The following is a 20,287-nucleotide window of genomic DNA, read 5'->3' on the forward strand; positions in this document are numbered from 1 at the left end:
AAATGCCTGAATTACCAGAGGTTGAAAACGTCAGACGGACACTTGAAAATCTTGTAACAGGAAAAACGATTGAAGATGTTATTGTTACTTATCCGAAAATCGTAAAACGACCGGATGATGCAGAAATCTTTAAAGAAATGCTAAAAGGCGAGACGATTGAAAATATAAAGCGAAGAGGAAAGTTTTTGCTTTTATATGTAACAAATTATGTCATTGTTTCACATTTGCGTATGGAAGGTAAGTTTTTACTGCATCAAGAGGATGAGCCAATTGATAAGCATACGCACGTCCGTTTCTTATTTACAGATGGAACTGAATTACATTATAAAGATGTGAGAAAGTTTGGTACGATGCATCTCTTAAAAAAAGGTGAGGAAATGAATCAAATGCCTCTTGCTGACTTAGGTCCGGAGCCATTTGATGCTGAATTGACACCACAGTATTTACAAGAGAGATTGCAAAAGACAAATCGTAAAATAAAAGTTGTATTGTTAGACCAGCGTCTTTTAGTAGGACTTGGAAATATATATGTAGATGAAGTTTTATTCCGTTCTCAAATTCATCCAGAACGAGAAGCGTCGTCTTTAACAGTAGAAGAAATTGAGCGAATTTATGAGGCGACTGTTACAACGTTAGGCGAAGCAGTGAAGCGTGGCGGAAGTACAATTCGAACGTATATCAACTCACAAGGGCAAATTGGCTCATTCCAAGAACTTCTAAATGTATATGGAAAAAAAGGAGAACCGTGTGTGACTTGCGGTACGATATTAGAAAAAACAGTTGTTGGTGGAAGAGGAACGCATTACTGCCCAATTTGTCAGCCAAGAATATAGAAAAGAGATAACATCGGATAGGCATTTGTCATATACATACAGCAGAGCTATGTATAAGGGAGGAGCTTACCGATGTACCTTTATTTATCTCTTATTTTATTAGCTTTTACATTAAGCTTAGATAGCTGTAGTGTAGGGCTAACATATGGTTTAAGAAGCGTAAGAATTCCACTAAGATCAATTGTAATTATCGGGATGTGTTCAGCGGCTGTTATGCTTGTTTCAATGGGAATTGGACATATGATCGCGAAAGTATTTTCACCCGTTATCGCAACGCGTATCGGTGGGCTTGTTCTTATTGGAATAGGAATTTGGGTATTATACCAATTTTTTCGAAGTGAGAAAAAAGAAGAACCGAAGCAAGAGGAGAAGGTATGGAAATTAGAGATTGCCTCGCTTGGGTTAGTCATTCAAATTTTACGGAAACCGACTGTAGCAGATTTCGATAAATCAGGCACCATTTCTGCAGGAGAAGCGTTACTTCTTGGTATCGCTCTTTCTGTAGATTCATTTGGTGCTGGAATTGGTGCATCTTTATTAGGGTATGCACCTGCTATGATGGCGATATTAGTTGCAGTGATGAGTTCTTTGTTTTTATTTATTGGAATGAAACTTGGAACGGTTTTATCAAATATGAAATGGTTGCAAAAATTTACATTCCTGCCTGGGGTATTACTCATTATTATTGGAATTTGGAAAATGTAAGTACGGGCGTGGAACATTAGTTTCGCGCCTTTTATTATGAGGAGGATTATATGATGACAGTAGTAATTGGATTAACGGGAGGTATTGCAAGCGGAAAAAGTACAGTATCTCAAATGTTTCGCGAGCTAAATATACCAGTTATTGATGCAGATATTATTGCGCGAGAAGTTGTAGAACGAGGAAAGCCAGCATATAACAAAATTGTAGAAGTGTTTGGAACAGAAGTATTACAAGAAGATGGAGAACTAGATCGTCCAAAACTAGGAAGTGTCGTTTTCTATAATGAAGAGAAACGATTGCAGTTAAACAAAATTGTTCATCCTGCAGTGCGTGAGGAAATGAATAGGCAAAAGGAAATGTACATAAAAGAAGGTATGCAAGCGGTTGTGTTAGATATTCCTCTCTTATTTGAAAGTAAATTAACAAGTCTCGTTGACCGCGTTTTAGTTGTAGCAGTTAAGCCACATACGCAATTAGAACGTTTAATGAAGCGAAATAATTTTTCAGAAGAAGAAGCGACAGCTCGTATTCAATCTCAAATGCCGTTAGAAGAAAAAGTGAAACATGCAGATGAAGTGATAAATAATGATGGCACAATTATGGGAACGAAAACACAATTACAGGGGATTTTAAAGAAATGGAACATTATTGACTAAAAAATTGTGAAATTAATGAAAATGCTTAGTGACATATCCCCTTTTTGTGTTATACTATTATTGGGATTGGAGATAAATAGTATAACGCATTCAAGGGGGATAACATATTATGACTCGTGTGGCAATTAATGGATTTGGACGTATTGGGAGAATGGTATTTCGTCAGGCAATAAAAGAAAGCGCATTCGAAATTGTAGCAATCAATGCAAGCTATCCATCTGAAACGTTAGCACATTTAATTAAATATGATACAGTTCACGGCAAGTTTGACGGAACAGTAGAAGCATTTGAAGATCACTTATTAGTTGATGGGAAAATGATTCGCCTTTTAAACAACCGCGATCCAAAGGAATTGCCTTGGACAGATTTAGGTGTTGAAGTTGTAATTGAAGCAACTGGTAAATTTAATTCAAAAGAAAAAGCAATTCTTCACGTTGAAGCTGGAGCGAAAAAAGTTATTTTAACAGCGCCTGGTAAAAATGAAGATGTAACAATTGTAGTAGGTGTGAACGAAGACCAATTAGATATTACAAAACATACTGTTATTTCAAATGCATCTTGTACAACAAACTGTTTAGCACCTGTTGTGAAGGTGTTAGATGAGCAGTTTGGAATTGAAAACGGTTTAATGACGACAGTTCACGCTTATACAAATGACCAAAAAAATATTGATAACCCACATAAAGATTTAAGAAGAGCACGTGCTTGCGGACAATCAATTATTCCGACAACGACAGGTGCTGCGAAAGCGCTAGCAAAAGTTCTTCCGCATTTAAATGGAAAACTTCACGGTATGGCACTTCGTGTACCAACACCAAACGTGTCTCTTGTTGACTTAGTAGTAGATGTAAAACGTGATGTGACAGTTGAAGCTATTAACGATGCATTCAAAACTGTTGCAAACGGTGCGTTAAAAGGCATTGTAGAATTCAGCGAAGAGCCTTTAGTATCTATTGACTTTAATACAAATACACACTCAGCTATCATTGATGGTTTATCTACAATGGTAATGGGTGATCGTAAAGTGAAAGTGCTGGCTTGGTATGATAACGAGTGGGGCTACTCTCGTCGTGTTGTAGATCTTGTAACGTTAGTTGTTGACGAATTAGCGAAGCAAGAAAATGTGCAACATATTTAAGTGAATAAGGGAGAGGGCAAGTGGAAGATTTGCCCTCTTTTTTTTATTTTTTTCTGAAAAGGAAAAAAATTATAGGAGTATATTTTTGAAAGTGGACATACCACGAAACGTTGGGGTTACTGTATTTGTGAATCATTTATTTTTTTTAGGGAAAAGTAAAGAGGAAAATATGACAGAAAATCGAAAAAACTGTTGTTGCAAAATGAAAATAAACAAAGTATACTAACACTCGTAAACTTAAGAGCTGAGGTACGTAGTCACTACTTAAAGGGTTAGGACCTCTCTGGACTAACTTTCCCCCGTGGTAGTGGAGCAAGCCAAATTGCAAATTAGTTTTCAATTCGAACAGTTAGAATAAATTTACAAGGGGGAACTGTAGAATGGATACTATGGATACGATGGGTCGTCACGTGATCGCTGAACTTTGGGATTGCGATTTCGACAAGCTTAATGACATGCCGTATATTGAACAATTATTTGTGGATGCAGCACTAAGAGCTGGTGCTGAAGTGCGTGAGGTTGCTTTCCATAAATTTGCACCACAAGGTGTAAGTGGAGTAGTAATTATCTCGGAATCACATTTAACAATTCATAGCTTTCCGGAGCACGGTTACGCAAGTATTGATGTTTATACTTGTGGGGATCGTATTGATCCAAATGTTGCTGCAGAATATATTGCAGAAGGTTTAAACGCGAAAACGCGTGAGAGCATCGAGCTTCCTCGAGGCACTGGTAGCTTCGAAATTAAGCAGAGAGAAACAAAAGCTCTTTAAAAAAGAACATAATTGATTTAAAATGTAAAGAGGTGTATAATGCACCTCTTTTTTAGTTTATAAAAAAGGGAAAATATAATGTACTCGTTAGTTGAATAAATGGAGCTCTTACGAATAAGTTAACAACGCATCTATCATCGTATTTTTTTAAACGAGATAATAATGCGCTTAAACTTAAAGTGGTAAGAGAGTTAAAATGAGTTATATAATAATGTATATATATTGTCAGATGAAGTAAGTAGAGAAAAAATAAAGAGTATAGTGTAAAGGAGTGAATATATTGCGTTGTCCATCCTGTTCTCATAATGGTACAAGAGTGTTAGATTCGCGTCCGGTAGACGAGGGGCGCTCTATTCGAAGAAGGAGAGAGTGTGAAAGCTGTTTAAGCCGCTTTACGACATTTGAAAGAGTGGAAGAGTCACCTCTTATCGTTGTAAAAAAAGAAGGAACACGAGAAGAGTTTAATAAAGAAAAGATTTTACGTGGCTTAATTAAAGCGTGTGAAAAAAGACCAGTATCTTTAAGACAATTAGAAGAAGTGACTCAAAGTGTGGAACGTGAACTTCGTAATTTAGGTATATCAGAAGTGAAAAGTGATATGATTGGTGAAATTGTTATGGAAGAACTACGTGATATCGATGATGTTGCTTACGTGCGTTTTGCTTCTGTATATCGCCAATTTAAAGATTTAAATGTATTTATTGAAGAATTAAAAGATATACTGCAAAAAGAAAGAGAGTAGAATCTGTATCGTATTCTCTTTACATACCGTAAGTAATGAGATAAGAGAGCTAGAAGCGAAAGCTAATAGCTCTTTTTCGCTAATAAATTATATAGTGAAGATTGGATGAGAGAAAGGAAAGCAAGAATGGAAAAACAGTCATGGATGGAGCTATTGCCGATTGATCGTTATAAAGTAAGTGCGAAAGGATTATTGCATAATTACGACCGAAAAGTGTTAACGATGTTATATCAGCCGTTAATAGGTAGTAGAGCTTTTAGCTTGTACATGACGCTATGGGGAGAGTTAGAACAAGATCGTGTATTTGGAAAAGAGAATACGCATCATTCCCTTATGGTGACCATGCAAATGCAACTTCCCGAAGTATATGAGGAACGAGTAAAGTTAGAGGCAATTGGACTTTTGAAAGTATATATTAAGAAAGAAAAAGATATTCGAATGTTTATATATGAGCTGCAACCACCTTTATCTCCGAAGCAGTTTTTTGATGATATTGTTTTAAGTATCTTTTTATACAATCGATTGAGTCGGACAAAATATAATCAAGTAAAGCATTATTTCTTAGAAGAAGAATTTGATTTTGCATCTTATGAAAATGTTACGCGTTCTTTTAATGATGTGTTTGGTTCGTTTAATCCAGGGCAGCTTGAGCATGCGCAAGAAGACCTTCGTATTCCAAAAACGACAGCTATGCCAAGTAATGAAAAGGGAGACGCTCCAAAAGTTTGGAATGATTTCTTTGATTTCTCCTTATTTGTAGATGGCTTGTCCGCTCTTGTTCCTAAAAAGGCGATTACAGATCAAGTGCGAGAATGTGTCATTACACTTGCTTACGTGTATGATGTAGATGTGTTATCGATGCAAAATATCGTTCTTGGTGCGGTGACAGAGCTGCAGACAATTGATATCGAAAGGCTTAGAAAAGGAGCGCGTGATTGGTATCAGTTCGAAAACGGACAAGCGTTACCTGTATTAAGTGAAAGAGTACAGCCTCACGCTGCACGTATGATGAAAGAAAAAGAGCCTTCTACGCAAGAAGAGATGTTAATCAAACAGTTAGAGGAAATCTCACCAAAACAACTATTGAAAGAAATCTCTGGCGGTGCAGAGGCAACGAAGGCTGACTTGCAAATCGTTGAAGATGTAATGATCAATCAAAAATTAACGCCAGGTGTTGTGAATGTACTTATTTATTACGTTATGCTACGCTCAGATATGAAACTTGCGAAAACGTATGTGGAGAAGATTGCTGGACATTGGGCACGTAAAAAGGTCGGCACAGTAGCTGAAGCAATGGCGTTAGCGAAAGAAGAAAACCGTCAATATCAAGAATGGGCTGAGACGAAGAAGAAAGGCCGTACGTCGAAGAAAACGGTACGAAAAGAAATGGTACCAGATTGGCTGAAAGAAGAGCCGAAAGAACAAGAGAAAGAAACTGTGAAAAAAGATGTAAGTGCTGAAAAAGGTGCAAGTACGTTAGAGGACGAACGAAAACGATTAGAAGAAGTGTTAAAAAAATATAAGCGTGATTAATAGAAGAGAATGAACGCTCTTTGAGGTGAGAAAATGGAGCATATTCAAAATTCATTTGCAAAGTTAATGGAAAATGAAAATTTTAAAAATAGATATGAAGTATTAAAGGCGGAAGTAATGGCACATCCGCGTGTGAAAGAATTTATAGACGAACATAAAGGGGAAGTAACAACGTCTATGATTGAACGCAGTCTTGTGAAATTATACGAATATATTGGACAAAGTGTAGGTTGCGCGGATTGTCCGGATCTAGGTTCGTGTAAAAACATGCTGCAAGGATATGAGCCAAAACTCGTTATCCAAGGGAAGATGATTGATATTCAATATGATCGTTGCGTTAGAAAAGTAGCATATGACGAGAGGAAGAAATATGAAAAGCTCGTTCAAAGTGTATATATGCCAACTGATATTTTACAAGCAACGATGGAAAACTTAGACCCTTCAGATTTAGATGCGCGTATTGATGCAATTGGTGCAGCTAATGAATTTTTAAGTACATATGAACCTGGTAAAAAAGTACAAGGTTTATATTTGTACGGTAAATTTGGTGTAGGGAAAACGTATTTATTAGGAGCAATTGCGAATGAGCTTGCTCGAAAGAAAATAAGTTCAATGCTCGTATATTTCCCTGAATTTTTACGTGAAATTAAAAGTTCAATTCAAGATAATTCGATTGGGGAAAAGATTGATGCGGTGAAACGCGTACAAGTTTTAATGTTAGATGATATTGGAGCAGAAGCGATGTCAAGCTTTGTGCGTGATGATGTACTCGGTGCAATTTTGCAATTCCGTATGTTAGAAAACTTACCGACGTTCTTTACGTCTAACTTTGATTTTAAACAACTAGAACATCATTTAACATATACGCAGCGCGGTGAAGCGGAAGAAATGAAAGCAGCTCGTATTATGGAGCGAATTAAATATTTGGCGAAACCAATACCGATTGGCGGGAAAAACCGTCGTCATAAGTAAAGAGCAAGCTGAGAAGCTTGCTCTTCTTTTGTAGTTAAACGCTTTTTAAAGTAGCCGAATGATAAAATGAAAAGTTCTTATTGAAAATTCCTAGTAGCTTGTATCATTTTTTTCTCTCTCCCTTAATATATATAAAATTAGCAAGCCATATCGAGTGGATTTTCTAACGATAAGAAATGTAATTCTACTAAGAGTGAACTTTCACGCGGGACGGACTCTTATAGGATTTGTAACGTATAGATACAGTCCTTTAGAGCAGGGATAAAAGGGGGGACAAAAGTGATTGAAATTTGCTTCGAAGAAAAAAATGATGCTATGCACGTATATAGACAACTATTGAAAAGAGCGGAACTGTTATATAAGGAAACGAGTGTGTATTTACAGGAACAAAAAGTGGTGATTCACATACCAGTATGTGAATCAAATTATATTGAAAAGATTTTATTGCCAGTAATGGTATATTTCATTGTGAATGTGAAACAAAATGAGTGGATATATACAATCTTAAAAGAGAAGTTTTTTTATGAAGAAGAGGAAGAATGCCATCAAATATTGCATATGGCACAAGAGATTTTAAAAGGAAGAAGAAAAGGAATTGCTCGTGAATTAACACGTCACACATTTGAATCATATATTAAATCCTCTTTAAATAACTGGCTTTGTGATCCGCTTTCATTCTCGTTTTCATCATATGTTCGTTTTCGTCTTCGTACATATAGGGAAATGGTAGCTAAGCTTGCTGAAGTGGCAATTGATGAGTATAAGTTAGAACAAGAATATCAAATGTTTATTGAGACGCTCCGGCAACAAGTCCGTAGCCGGAAATCACGTTTGTCATGTGTACATCTTATTTTTGATGAAAGTTTTATTTTCTATGATGATAAAGGTAGACGTTTAAAACAAGAGAAATTGGTTCAATATATAGATGAAGACTTATTAAAACAAAAGGATGTATATATTGATACGAAAGTAATTGCACCACTTCTTTCTATTTCGCCGAAAAAAATTTATTTGTATACGAAAGAACAAGACCATAATATGATTATTACTTTGCGAAATGTATTTCAAGAACGGGTACAATTACATGGATTACATGAGTTTGAGCGCAATGTGAAAAATTTAAAAAATAAAGGTAACGCCCTTGATTTTCTAAGTTTTTGAGCATATAATTACCTACATAAATGAAATATATTGAAATGTCATGATGAGGACATGAGTAGTTTTCTACGATTTTCAGAGAGGGAAGCCTTAGGGTGTGAGCTTCCTAGTACGGGATTATTACTTACCACCTCTAAACTTTAGCAGTGAACGGTTTTTCTAGTAATTGCTAACGGACAACACCGTTATGTTGAACTTGAGCAATTAACAATTATGTTAATTGGAACAAGGGTGGAACCACGAATTCAACACTCGTCCCTTTTTACGGGATGAGTGTTTTTTATTTTGAGAAAAAGAGGAGTGACCAGTGATGGCAGATGTAGTTAAAATTACTTTCCCTGATGGAGCTGTGAAGGAGTTTCCAAAAGGCGTAACAACTGAAGAAATCGCAGCTTCTATTAGCCCAGGCTTAAAGAAAAAAGCTGTGGCTGGAAAATTAAATGATGAGATGATTGATCTTGTTACACCAATCGAAGAAGATGGTGCAGTTTCTATCATTACATTAGATTCTGAAGATGGCTTATATATTTTACGCCACTCAACAGCTCACCTTTTAGCGCAAGCGTTAAAACGTTTATATAAAGATGTTAAGGTTGAGCTTGGCATTGGTCCAGTAATTGAAAATGGCTTCTACTACGATATTGATATGGAAGAAGCAATTACAGTTGAAGACTTCAAGAAAATCGAAAAAGAAATGCAAAAAATTGTGAACGAGAACTTAGAAATCGTTCGTCATGAAGTACCACGTGCAGAAGCAATTCGTCGTTTTGAAGAAATCGGCGATGAGTTAAAATTAGATTTAATTAACGATCTTCCAGAAGATGCAGTTATTTCAATCTATGAGCAAGGCGAATTCTTCGACCTTTGCCGTGGTGTCCACCTTCCATCTACAGGGAAAATTAAAGTATTTAAATTATTAAGCGTTGCGGGTGCTTACTGGCGCGGCGATAGCAATAATAAAATGTTACAACGTATTTACGGTACTGCATTCGTTAAGAAAGCAGAATTAGATGAGCATTTACGTATGCTTGAAGAAGCGAAAGAGCGCGATCACCGTAAATTAGGTAAAGAATTAAAACTATTTACTAATAGCCAAAAAGTAGGACAAGGTTTACCACTTTGGTTACCAAAGGGTGCAACAATCCGCCGCATTATCGAGCGTTACATCGTTGATAAAGAAGCAAGCTTAGGCTATGATCACGTATACACTCCAGTACTAGGAAGCAGAGAGCTTTATGAAACTTCTGGTCACTGGAACCACTACCGTGATGGTATGTTCCCATCAATGGAAATGGATAATGAAGAGTTAGTTCTTCGTCCGATGAACTGCCCTCACCACATGATGGTTTATAAAAACGATATTCACAGCTACCGTGAATTACCAATCCGTATTGCGGAACTTGGAACAATGCACCGCTACGAAATGTCAGGTGCGTTATCTGGATTACAACGTGTACGCGGAATGACTTTAAACGATGCGCACATTTTCGTACGCCCAGATCAAATTAAAGAAGAATTAAAACGTGTTGTAAACTTAACTCTAGAAGTGTACAAAGATTTCGGTTTAGAGAACTACTCATTCCGTCTATCTTATCGCGACCCAGCAGATACTAAAAAGTACTATGCTGATGATGAGATGTGGGAAAAAGCACAAGGTATGTTAAAAGAAGCTATGGATGAAATGGGTCTTGATTACTATGAAGCTGAAGGTGAAGCGGCATTCTACGGTCCAAAACTTGACGTTCAAGTTCGTACTGCTCTTGGAAAAGACGAAACACTTTCAACTGTACAATTAGACTTCTTACTTCCAGAACGCTTTGAACTATCTTACGTTGGTGAAGACGGTAAACAACACCGTCCAGTTGTAATTCACCGTGGTGTTGTATCTACTATGGAACGTTTCGTAGCCTTCTTAATTGAAGAATACAAAGGTGCATTCCCAACTTGGTTAGCTCCAGTTCAAGTACAAGTAATTCCAGTTTCTCCGCAAGTACATTTAGACTATGCGAAGAAAGTACAAGACGAATTACGCCGTGCTGGTATCCGTGTTGAATTAGATACTCGTGAAGAGAAAATTGGTTACAAAATCCGTGAAGCACAAATGCAAAAAATTCCGTACATGCTTGTAGTAGGTGACAATGAAGTAACTGAAAACGGCGTAAACGTACGTAAATACGGTGAACAAAAATCAGAAACAATCCCATTAGATGCTTTTGTTGATATGATTAAAGTAGAAGGAAAACGATAAGAAAAAGCCGCGGTATACCGCGGCTTTTCTATGTAATATGAGTAAGGGAAATTAGAAAAAAAAACCATGTAACACTTATCGTAAAAAAGTATTGCAAGTATGTTAGTTGTTTGTTACAATATTTCTTGTTGTTAGTAAAACACATCGCGTCTTCTTGACAGACGTCATGTCCTATGATAAACTCATCAAGGATAATAGAATATTGTTTTGTGGAACAAGTAGAAGCACCCGCTTCTCACCTGATGGACGCATTCGCAGTTTACAGGTAAATGTATTTCTTACTTAAGATTTTACAAGTGTGGGTGTCGTATGCCCGCACTTTTTTTGTCGGGTTCTATGACTACAAACTATGTTCTGAGAAAACCTTGGAGGTGGCTTACTATTAGCAAGGATATGATGATTAACGAGCAAATTCGTGCACGTGAAGTACGTTTAGTTGGTGCAAATGGCGATCAACTTGGAATCAAGTCTCGTAATGACGCTTTAGACTTAGCTGCAAATCTTAATCTTGATTTAGTATTAGTTGCTCCAAATGCGAAACCGCCAGTATGCCGCATTATGGACTACGGTAAATTCCGCTTTGAGCAACAGAAGAAAGAAAAAGAACAGCGCAAAAATCAAAAAGTAATTAGCATGAAAGAAGTTCGTTTAAGTCCAACAATTGATGAACACGACTTTAACACAAAACTTCGTAATGCTATCAAGTTTTTAGAGAAAGGCGACAAGGTTAAAGCGTCAATTCGCTTTAAAGGACGTGCCATTACTCATAAAGAAATCGGTCAACGTGTTTTAGATCGCTTCTCAGAAGCTTGTGCTGAAGTTAGTACAATCGAATCTAAGCCTAAAATGGAAGGACGCAGTATGTTCTTAGTTTTAGCACCGAAAAACGATAAGTAATAGATAGAGGAGGAAATACCTATGCCTAAACAAAAAACTCATCGCGGCGCTGCAAAGCGTTTCAAAAAGACTGGATCAGGTAAACTGAAACGTTCTCACGCTTACACAAGCCATTTATTCGCTAACAAATCTACAAAAGCTAAACGTAAACTACGTAAAGCTGGTGTAGTAAGCGCTGGTGACTTCAAACGCATTCGTCAAATGCTTGACAACTTAAAATAAGTTCGGCTGATATATAGAACAATTAGGAGGTAATATTATGCCAAGAGTAAAAGGTGGTACAGTTACTCGTCAACGTCGTAAAAAAGTAATTAAATTAGCAAAAGGTTACTACGGTTCAAAAAATACATTATTCAAGGTTGCTAACCAACAGGTTATGAAATCTCTAATGTATGCATTCCGTGACCGCCGTCAAAAGAAACGTGACTTCCGTAAATTATGGATTACACGTATCAACGCAGCAGCTCGTATGAATGGTCTTTCTTACAGCCGCTTAATGCACGGTCTTAAAAATGCTGGCATCGAAGTTAACCGCAAGATGCTTGCTGACTTAGCTGTTCATGACGAAAAAGCTTTCGCTGAATTAGCAACAGTTGCAAAAAACAACATTAACTAATTAATTAGTTGAAACCTTAGAAGATTTTTCTTCTAAGGTTTTTTTATTTGTATGCAAAGAGAAGTGTGTCGTTATCGATATGACAAAATCAATATAAAAGTTATAGCAATATAGAAGAATATGCATATGAAGTCAGGAGAATCCTCCTGGCTTCTTTTAATTATCATCCTCTGGAAAGAAGAGTATCTTTCCTACCTGAAACGACACTGCTATAATGGAAAGATGATATGGAACTTTCATCAGATAAAATAATATTTTTAATAGTGGGCAATTCCTGGATAATTATTAACTATCACCAATCGGAGTGAACAATCTAATCGTGATGATTGAAACGTATTTGTAAATTAAGGACAAGCTATTTTGTGTAAAGAGGTAAATGGCTGACTTATTAATAAGAAACGAAAAATAATAATGAACTTTGAGATGAAACAACATTGTTGCGTAAAATGCGATGTTGGAGGAGGACAATAGAGTGGACTTACTACAACTATTTAAATTACAAAAAGAATTAGATGACCGTATTGCGAAAGAACATGACTTACAACCGAAAAAATTGTTAAAAGAGAAAATGTTAGCTCTTCTTGTAGAAATTGGAGAACTTGCAAATGAAACACGTTGTTTTAAATATTGGAGCAACAAACCAGCATCAGAACGTGAAGTCATACTAGAAGAATACGTAGATGGCTTACATTTTATTTTATCAATCGGAATTGATTTAGGTATTGATAAAAACTTCTTATTCTATAAGTGTGCACAGACGAATAAAACACAAGTAGAAATTTTCTTAGACACGTATGCGAAGGTGATTCGTTTTACAGATCAACCATCTATTACGAACTATATTGAATTATTTACAAGCTACCTTCGACTTGGACAAGCACTTGAGTTTGAACAAGAAGAGATTGAAAAGGCATATTTAGATAAAAACGAAGTAAATCATCAGCGTCAAACACAAGGATACTAAGTTAATTTTTGAATATTTCAATTTCCTTTTGTATAATGAAGTGACTGAAGAAAAAGGAGGGTGTTGGCAATGACAAAATTAGACGAGACATTGACAATGCTAAAAGAATTAACAGATGCACGTGGTATTGCGGGTAACGAGCGTGAACCACGCGAAGTAATGAAGAAATATATTGAGCCGTTTGCGGACGAACTTTCTACTGATAATTTAGGAAGTTTAGTTGCGAAAAAAGTAGGGGAAGAAAACGGCCCGAAAATTATGGTTGCAGGTCATTTAGATGAAGTTGGCTTTATGATTACGCAAATTGATGACAAAGGTTTCCTTCGTTTCCAAACAGTTGGTGGCTGGTGGTCACAAGTTATGCTTGCACAGCGCGTAACAATTGTAACGCGTAAAGGAGATGTAACAGGTGTTATCGGTTCAAAACCACCGCATATCTTACCTCCAGAAGCGCGTAAAAAGCCAGTTGAAATTAAAGACATGTTCATCGATATTGGTGCTTCTAGCCAAGAAGAAGCAATGGAGTGGGGCGTACGACCAGGAGATCAAGTTGTACCTTACTTTGAATTCCAAGTGATGAAGAACGAAAAAATGTTACTTGCAAAAGCATGGGATAACCGAATTGGTTGTGCAATTGCAATTGACGTATTAAAACAATTAAAAGATGAAAAGCATCCAAACGTTGTATATGGTGTAGGGACTGTACAAGAAGAAGTCGGTCTTCGTGGTGCAAAAACATCTGCAAACTATATTAAACCAGATATCGCGTTCGCGGTAGATGTTGGTATTGCTGGTGACACACCGGGTGTAACGTCAAAAGAAGCGCAAAGTAAAATGGGTGATGGACCACAGATCATTTTATATGATGCTTCTGTTATTGGTCATACAGGTTTACGTGACTTTGTAGTTGATGTTGCTGATGAATTACAAATTCCATACCAATATGATTCAGTAGCGGGCGGTGGAACGGATGCAGGTGCAATTCATATTGCTGTAAATGGTATTCCGTCTATGGCAATTACGATTGCAACCCGTTACATTCATTCTCATGCGGCAATGTTACACCGTGATGATTATGAAAATGCAGTGAAGTTAATTGTAGAAGTTATTAAACGTCTTGATAAAGAGGCTGTACATAACATTACATTTAATTAATAGAAAAAGCGAAGGAGCCTCTCCTTCGCTTTTTTGTGTTTTAAAAAGGTCGTTCTAATCCTGCGGCAGTATGAGCCCCTAAAATGATTAAACGAGTTAATTGCATGGCCATAAAATGCGGGGTATATATCATCCCTTTTTTTAGCCATGACATAATCATGCCGAGATGGGCACCAGTAACATAACTAAGGAGAATGTCACGTGGAACCATTAGTTTTTCATCGTTAGGCTGTGCAATAGAGAGGCTTAATGTTAAATGTGTTTGAATGGCTTTCATCATTTTATACGTAAAGTTTCCGGCAGCTTTATCACCAAGCATGACGTTATAGAAGTTCGCATTTTCTGCGATATGTTCAAATAAAGACAAGAAATTTGGATGTGGTGAATCAAATGTAAGTTGAAAATCTTCTTTATTTCTATTTTTCGGTTTAATAACTTCTGTTAGCTTCTCTAACATTTCTTCAATGCTTTTGTCTAGTAAGTCATATTTATCGTGGTAATGGCTATAAAACGTAGCGCGATTTACAGGAGCACGTTCTGCAATATGTTGAACAGTTACATTTTCAAACCCTTTTTCGCCTACTAAAGCGACAAAAGCATCCTGTATGAGTTGTCTCGTCCGTTTTACACGTGGATCATTTGTATTTTTAATAGACATTTTTATTTCCCCTCGTTTAATTTTCTGTATTTAAACAACATATTGGTATTATATTGTTGTTTAAGCGACATTTCATACGTAAATTGTCGGTTGTAGATTTGAAATAATTATTTATAATTATAAACGATAGTCCTTCAGAAATCAGCACCGCTTGCAGGTAGATAAATTTCGATTTACACCGCAGATGGTGTGATTTTTTTGTTTAAAAGTTAATATAATTAACAATTAAACAATCTAAACAATAAGGACGTAAATAGTCTAGAAAAAAATTATATGCGATATAAGGAGAGGAATGCAATGAATCAGTTTCGAAGAATGGTGATTATCAACATTATCACATTAATTGTACTAGTTGGTGGCGGTATTGGCGGTTATTACTATTACAATCAAGCGGAAAATTACTTAAAAACAGACAATGCAAAAATTGATGGAAAGGTAATTCCGATTGCATCACCAGTAGCAGGGAAATTAACTGACTGGAAAGCTGAAGTAGGTAAGAACTACAACGAGAATGATAAATTAGGTGCTGTCACTGTAGCGGCAGCGAATGGAGAACAAACAGTAGATGTAACAATTCCACAAAATGCAACAGTTGTACAATCAAACGCAACAACAAATGCTTTCGTTGGAGCAGGTAGCCCAATCGCTTATGCATTTGATATGAACAATTTATGGGTAACAGCAAATATTGAAGAAACAGATGTTGATGATGTTCAAAAAGGTCAAGATGTAGATGTGTATGTAGATGCATACCCAGATACAACGTTAACAGGAAAAGTAGAACAAGTTGGCTTAACAACAGCGAACACATTCTCTATGTTACCATCAAGCAACGCAACAGCGAACTATACGAAAGTAACACAAGTAGTACCAGTTAAAATTTCTTTAGATCATAGCAAATCAGTAAATATTGTTCCTGGCATGAATGTGACAGTTCGTATTCATAAGTAAGGGGGAGATGAGATGTCCTCAATTGTAATTGCAGGATATGCACTATTTTGTATAATCGTCTTCTTCCTTGTAAATCGTCTTTTACGAAAGAAAAAAACGAAAATGGGAGAAGAACAAGTCCCAGCCGTAAGTAAAATAGAAGTAAGTAAAGTTGAAACAGAAGAGAAAGACATTGAACGAAAGCAAGAACCGGAAATTTCTAATGTAGTTGAGTTGGAAACAGGAAAGCAAGAAGAAGTAAAACAAGAAAAAGAAGTGCCGAAAAAACAAATGTCTATGCCTGTAGAGAATGTGAACGTAAAAGCAGTGGTAGCTGTATTAATTCTCGGCATGTTCGTTTCTATTTTAAACCAAACAATCATTAACGTTGCATTGCCTCCGTTAATGAATGAATTTAACGTATCAACTTCAACAGCACAATGGTTAATTACAGGCTTCATGCTTGTAAATGGTATTTTAGTACCGATTAGTGCCTTTTTAGTTTCACGATTTACGTATCGTAAATTATTCGTAGCAGCAATGTTATTCTTTACGGTAGGATCTATCATTTGTGCTACTTCAGGAAACTTTACAATGATGATGACGGGCCGCGTTATTCAAGCGGTTGGTGCGGGTATTTTAATGCCGGTTGGTATGAATATCTTCATGACATTATTCCCGCCTCATAAGCGCGGAGCTGCAATGGGATTACTAGGTGTAGCAATGATTTTAGCACCAGCTATCGGACCAACTGTAACAGGTTGGGTAATTGAAAATTACAGCTGGAACTTAATGTTCTATGCGATGTTTATTATCGGTTTAATTATTACGTTCCTATCTTTAAAATTCTTTACACTAGCGCAGCCAGTGTCTAAAACAAAATTAGATATATTTGGTGTTGTTAGTTCAAGTATTGGACTAGGAAGCTTATTGTACGGATTTAGTGAAGCTGGAAATAATAGTTGGACTAGTGCAGAAGTTGTTATTTCACTTATTATCGGTGTAATTGGTTTAGCGTTATTTATTTGGAGAGAGTTAACAACGGACAATAAAATGCTTGATTTACAAGTATTTAAATATCCAGTATTTACTTTCACTTTAGTAATTAACGCAATCGTTACGATGGCATTATTCGGAGGTATGTTATTACTTCCGGTATATCTGCAAAACATTCGTGGCTTTACGCCAATTGAATCTGGTTTACTACTTCTTCCAGGATCATTAATTATGGGGATCATGGGACCAGTAGCGGGTAAATTATTCGATAAATATGGCATTCGTCCATTAGCGATAATTGGATTGGCAATTACGACGTATGCGACATATGAATTTACAAAATTATCGATGGATACACCGTATAGCGTTATTATGACGGATTATATTATACGCTCAATTGGTATGTCATTCATTATGATGCCAATTATGACAGCTGGTATGAACGCGCTACCGATGAAATTAATTTCTCACGGTACAGCAACGCAAAATACGTCAAGGCAAGTAGCTGGTTCAATTGGAACAGCGATATTAATCACGCTTATGACGCAACAAACGACTGCGCACGTAGCAGATTATGGAAATATGTTAACAACGTCAAACCCAATTTTAGTTGATAAAGTACACGGCATGGGGCAAAGCTTAGCAGCGATTGCTGGATCAGCACAAGCAGGAGATGCGATGAGCACGCAACTATTATTCGGACAAATTTCAAAGTTATCTGCAATTAACGGTATTAACGATGCCTTCTTAATTGCAACGATACTCGCAGGGATTGCTTGGGTGTTATCGTTCTTCTTACCATCAGGCAATAAACCAAATAGAAAAGCAGGGAATTAATTTCCCTGCTTTTTTGTGCTTTTTATGCAGTTACATATAAAAGATGATAACCAGTTACGGAGCAAAGCCCTGCTATAAACAAAATCGTCCCCATAGAACGAATACTCGATATTTGTCTTCCGCTTATAATAGCTAATAGTCCAGCTAAAGAGAAGAAGCACCAATATAAAGTTCCCGAAATTGGAACCATCCCCTCTAAATCTATTCCAGAACCTATACAAATGATAGGAACAACGATAAGGAATATGCTAATGAAACCAGCTATAGTGGTAAGTGATTTCCGATGTTTCATGCCACCAATAATTAAAAAAATACCGACGATGAATTGGCATAACATCAAAGTAAGAGCTAAAATCATCCAAGTTAATATTCCGAACACTTCTGTACTACCTCCGATTTGTGAGTTTCAAAAAATATTATATATAGTATGAATCACCCACAGTCATGAGTAACCAGAAGATAACCCCTAATATACCAGCGATAAAAATAATGAATCCCATATTACGGATACTTTTAATTTTTGCTTGTAATCCACTTACTCCAGCTAATAATCCAGTTAAAGAAAACAGTATCCAATATAAAGTAGTTGAAATAGGAAGGATTGTATTGCCCTCCATTCCCATGCCCCAAAAAACAAAAGGTAGTGTGACAAAGGAAAAGCTAAGTAGCCCCATTAAACCGACAAATAATTTACGGTGTTTCACGCTAGTAACAATTAAAAAAATACCACCAAAAAATCCGCATAAAACAAGAAGTGGCATATAAATAACCCAAAGTAAGCTCAACATATATAATCTCCTTCTGTGTAATCAGTTATATTTTACTACATGAGGTTTATTTTGGATATTATTAATGAATATGTATAATTTGATAGAAATGAGTAGTGGTCATACGAATTAATAAAAGAGGTATCGCGATGATACCTCTTTTTAACTCAAGAACGCCAACATATTATTCATAATATGAAATAACATAGCTGGAATAATGGATTTTGTTTTTTTACATAAAATAGCCATTAATAATCCCATGAAGAAAGTAATTACCATAACCCCAAGTGAGTATGTATGAGCGATACCGAAGAAGAAACTTGTTACGATGGCTGCGATCCAAAATGGAAAGCGTTCTGAGAAGAAGCGAAGTATAAAACCACGGAAAATAAGTTCTTCAAAAATGGGTGTGAGTATGGCGAAGCTGAGAAGCAATAATATTTGATATTGCTTAAAGACGTCTAAGCTTAGTGCGGAAGATTGCTGCTTCGTTGCATTTTGGAACACATAATTTAACAGTATGTAATTGAGTACGATGTTTATAACGAAGAAAAGAAGTAAATATACGTATGTGCGCCATTCTTTCAGTGCTTTAAAGTTAAAAGATTTTAGTAGTAATTTTTTTGCGGGTTCGAATTTAAAAATGAAGAATAACAGTACGGCTAGTTGTAATACGGTACTTGCGGTATTGGCAATAGATTCGTACAGGGCAATTTGTTTTTTATTTGTGAGACCAGCTGTATAAATTGTTAATGGCATTGCGAGGAACACAGTAATAAGTCCGGTTCCGAAAAAAGCGAATAAAACGGAGCTAATAAATTGTAACCATGACATAGAGTATTTCTGTTCATTAGAAAGTTGTGTAGCGGGTTGCATTTGTAAAATCACCTCTTTATATTTGTATATTTAATTATAAAGCATATTGTTTTCGGGTGTAATATTTAAATATTACATATAAAGGTGTATTTTCCATAAAATAATAAAAGAGGTATCACCCTATAGTGATGCCTCTTTCTCATTGATAACTATGTTCTGTTTTGTTGTTTGATTTCGATTGCTCTATTTGTAATTCACGCTCTACCAATCGGTCTAACTGTTGAATTGCTTTTAGTGCTTTTTCATAAGAAATTGTTCGATAATGATGCGCTCCGCCTGGTTCTTCATCTGCTTCGTCTGCCCATTTAATAATGTTTTGCAGAGATGTTCTTTCGATTTCTTGCTGTACTAAGAAAGAATCTGTATGAAGAAGAATTGCGATAGAAATTTCTTTTGCTAGTTTAGGGTGTTCTCCTAATCTAATAAGCAATTTATGAGCTCTTTCTGCTCCTTTAATTGCGTGTATATCATTCTTTTTATATAAATCATAGTCCCATTCGCCGCCTGTGTACCACGTATGATGTCCGATATCATGAAGGAAACCGGCTTTTGTCGCAGCATCGACTGAGGCGTGATGCTTTTTAGCTAAGTGAAACGCATGGTAAGCGACAGCGATCGCGTGGACCATCCCAGAACGATTTACGTATTTTTGTGTAATGTGGTGTTTAAAAATTTGTTCAAGCGTAATACGGTGCATAAAACATTCACTCCTTTTATCTAATGGTGTATATGAAGAAAAATCGATCGGTTTAAATGTATTTTGAACATTGTACTCCATCGAGTAGCGTTAGTAAAGTAGAAATGTTTAGGAGAAGAAAAAAATCACCTTAGCT

22 protein-coding genes and 2 other annotated features are annotated in these 20,287 nt (G+C 36.3%); of the genes, 17 read left to right on the forward strand and 5 right to left on the reverse strand.

The genetic code is table 11. The annotated features are described in order from the left end of the window. Nucleotides 1-2 precede the first annotated feature (2 nt). From mutM to QCI47_RS04520, 15 genes are all read left to right on the forward strand, one after another. A complete protein-coding gene (gene mutM / locus QCI47_RS04450) occupies nucleotides 3-833 on the forward strand; it encodes a DNA-formamidopyrimidine glycosylase (RefSeq protein WP_309422310.1) in 831 nt (276 codons plus the stop codon). A 72-nt stretch (nucleotides 834-905) separates the two neighbouring features. Beyond that, nucleotides 906-1,538 (forward strand): sporulation membrane protein YtaF, encoded by a 633-nt coding sequence (gene ytaF / locus QCI47_RS04455; protein WP_000281751.1) that lies wholly within the window; start codon nucleotides 906-908, stop codon nucleotides 1,536-1,538. A 53-nt stretch (nucleotides 1,539-1,591) separates the two neighbouring features. Further along, the gene (coaE, locus tag QCI47_RS04460) at nucleotides 1,592-2,194 is read left to right on the forward strand and encodes a dephospho-CoA kinase (protein WP_000219295.1); all 603 of its coding nucleotides are present in this window, start codon (nucleotides 1,592-1,594) and stop codon (nucleotides 2,192-2,194) included. Between the two features lie 109 nt (nucleotides 2,195-2,303). Then, nucleotides 2,304-3,332, forward strand: a complete 1,029-nt coding sequence (locus QCI47_RS04465; RefSeq protein WP_000198972.1) for a glyceraldehyde-3-phosphate dehydrogenase — start codon at nucleotides 2,304-2,306, stop codon at nucleotides 3,330-3,332. Between the two features lie 389 nt (nucleotides 3,333-3,721). Further along, nucleotides 3,722-4,105, forward strand: a complete 384-nt coding sequence (gene speD, locus QCI47_RS04470; protein WP_002003660.1) for an adenosylmethionine decarboxylase — start codon at nucleotides 3,722-3,724, stop codon at nucleotides 4,103-4,105. Nucleotides 4,106-4,385: 280 nt separating this feature from the next. Next, a complete protein-coding gene (gene nrdR, locus QCI47_RS04475; protein WP_001203687.1) occupies nucleotides 4,386-4,847 on the forward strand; it encodes a transcriptional regulator NrdR in 462 nt (153 codons plus the stop codon). A gap of 126 nt (nucleotides 4,848-4,973) precedes the next feature. After that, nucleotides 4,974-6,380 (forward strand): replication initiation and membrane attachment family protein, encoded by a 1,407-nt coding sequence (locus QCI47_RS04480; RefSeq protein WP_000415041.1) that lies wholly within the window; start codon nucleotides 4,974-4,976, stop codon nucleotides 6,378-6,380. A gap of 33 nt (nucleotides 6,381-6,413) precedes the next feature. Further along, nucleotides 6,414-7,352, forward strand: coding sequence for a primosomal protein DnaI (dnaI, locus tag QCI47_RS04485; protein WP_000400101.1), 939 nt, complete (start codon nucleotides 6,414-6,416; stop codon nucleotides 7,350-7,352). Between the two features lie 279 nt (nucleotides 7,353-7,631). Further along, nucleotides 7,632-8,513: a putative sporulation protein YtxC gene (gene ytxC, locus QCI47_RS04490; protein ID WP_000569618.1), complete on the forward strand. Its 882-nt coding sequence runs from the start codon at nucleotides 7,632-7,634 to the stop codon at nucleotides 8,511-8,513. Nucleotides 8,514-8,544: 31 nt separating this feature from the next. After that, nucleotides 8,545-8,773: a binding site (T-box leader), on the forward strand. Nucleotides 8,774-8,820: 47 nt separating this feature from the next. Beyond that, nucleotides 8,821-10,758: a threonine--tRNA ligase gene (gene thrS, locus QCI47_RS04495; protein ID WP_309422309.1), complete on the forward strand. Its 1,938-nt coding sequence runs from the start codon at nucleotides 8,821-8,823 to the stop codon at nucleotides 10,756-10,758. A gap of 210 nt (nucleotides 10,759-10,968) precedes the next feature. After that, nucleotides 10,969-11,089, forward strand: a sequence feature (ribosomal protein L20 leader region). Nucleotides 11,090-11,151: 62 nt separating this feature from the next. Then, complete coding sequence (infC, locus tag QCI47_RS04500; RefSeq protein WP_000973214.1) at nucleotides 11,152-11,655, forward strand: translation initiation factor IF-3; 504 nt, start codon at nucleotides 11,152-11,154, stop codon at nucleotides 11,653-11,655. A gap of 21 nt (nucleotides 11,656-11,676) precedes the next feature. Then, a complete protein-coding gene (gene rpmI / locus QCI47_RS04505) occupies nucleotides 11,677-11,877 on the forward strand; it encodes a 50S ribosomal protein L35 (protein WP_001125945.1) in 201 nt (66 codons plus the stop codon). 37 nt (nucleotides 11,878-11,914) lie between these two features. Continuing rightward, nucleotides 11,915-12,271, forward strand: coding sequence for a 50S ribosomal protein L20 (rplT, locus tag QCI47_RS04510; RefSeq protein WP_001138362.1), 357 nt, complete (start codon nucleotides 11,915-11,917; stop codon nucleotides 12,269-12,271). 472 nt (nucleotides 12,272-12,743) lie between these two features. After that, nucleotides 12,744-13,235, forward strand: coding sequence for a dUTP diphosphatase (locus tag QCI47_RS04515; protein ID WP_000365050.1), 492 nt, complete (start codon nucleotides 12,744-12,746; stop codon nucleotides 13,233-13,235). 69 nt (nucleotides 13,236-13,304) lie between these two features. Further along, nucleotides 13,305-14,390 (forward strand): M42 family metallopeptidase, encoded by a 1,086-nt coding sequence (locus tag QCI47_RS04520; protein WP_000163568.1) that lies wholly within the window; start codon nucleotides 13,305-13,307, stop codon nucleotides 14,388-14,390. A 40-nt stretch (nucleotides 14,391-14,430) separates the two neighbouring features. Here QCI47_RS04520 and QCI47_RS04525 read toward each other — a convergent pair whose 3' ends face one another. Then, on the reverse strand, nucleotides 14,431-15,048 hold the full coding sequence (locus tag QCI47_RS04525) for a TetR/AcrR family transcriptional regulator (protein ID WP_000023670.1): 618 nt from the start codon (nucleotides 15,046-15,048) through the stop codon (nucleotides 14,431-14,433). A gap of 297 nt (nucleotides 15,049-15,345) precedes the next feature. On the opposite strand from QCI47_RS04525, the gene QCI47_RS04530 reads away from it, so the two are divergent. Next, nucleotides 15,346-15,999, forward strand: coding sequence for an HlyD family secretion protein (locus QCI47_RS04530; protein ID WP_001071404.1), 654 nt, complete (start codon nucleotides 15,346-15,348; stop codon nucleotides 15,997-15,999). Between the two features lie 12 nt (nucleotides 16,000-16,011). Next, nucleotides 16,012-17,811 (forward strand): DHA2 family efflux MFS transporter permease subunit, encoded by a 1,800-nt coding sequence (locus QCI47_RS04535; protein WP_000095286.1) that lies wholly within the window; start codon nucleotides 16,012-16,014, stop codon nucleotides 17,809-17,811. Between the two features lie 22 nt (nucleotides 17,812-17,833). Here QCI47_RS04535 and QCI47_RS04540 read toward each other — a convergent pair whose 3' ends face one another. The 4 genes from QCI47_RS04540 to QCI47_RS04555 all read right to left on the reverse strand — a co-directional run bounded on the left by QCI47_RS04540 (nucleotide 17,834) and on the right by QCI47_RS04555 (nucleotide 20,151). After that, nucleotides 17,834-18,190, reverse strand: coding sequence for a hypothetical protein (locus QCI47_RS04540; RefSeq protein WP_000467061.1), 357 nt, complete (start codon nucleotides 18,188-18,190; stop codon nucleotides 17,834-17,836). Nucleotides 18,191-18,227: 37 nt separating this feature from the next. Continuing rightward, complete coding sequence (locus QCI47_RS04545; protein WP_000950045.1) at nucleotides 18,228-18,599, reverse strand: hypothetical protein; 372 nt, start codon at nucleotides 18,597-18,599, stop codon at nucleotides 18,228-18,230. Between the two features lie 141 nt (nucleotides 18,600-18,740). Then, nucleotides 18,741-19,454 (reverse strand): CPBP family intramembrane glutamic endopeptidase, encoded by a 714-nt coding sequence (locus tag QCI47_RS04550; RefSeq protein ID WP_001182127.1) that lies wholly within the window; start codon nucleotides 19,452-19,454, stop codon nucleotides 18,741-18,743. Between the two features lie 139 nt (nucleotides 19,455-19,593). Beyond that, complete coding sequence (locus QCI47_RS04555) at nucleotides 19,594-20,151, reverse strand: HD domain-containing protein (protein WP_000554792.1); 558 nt, start codon at nucleotides 20,149-20,151, stop codon at nucleotides 19,594-19,596. Between the last annotated feature and the right edge of the window lie 136 nt (nucleotides 20,152-20,287).

Origin of the sequence: Bacillus cereus group sp. RP29, from assembly GCF_040459765.1 — a bacterium.
GTDB classification, from domain to species: Bacteria; Bacillota; Bacilli; order Bacillales; family Bacillaceae_G; genus Bacillus_A; species Bacillus_A paranthracis.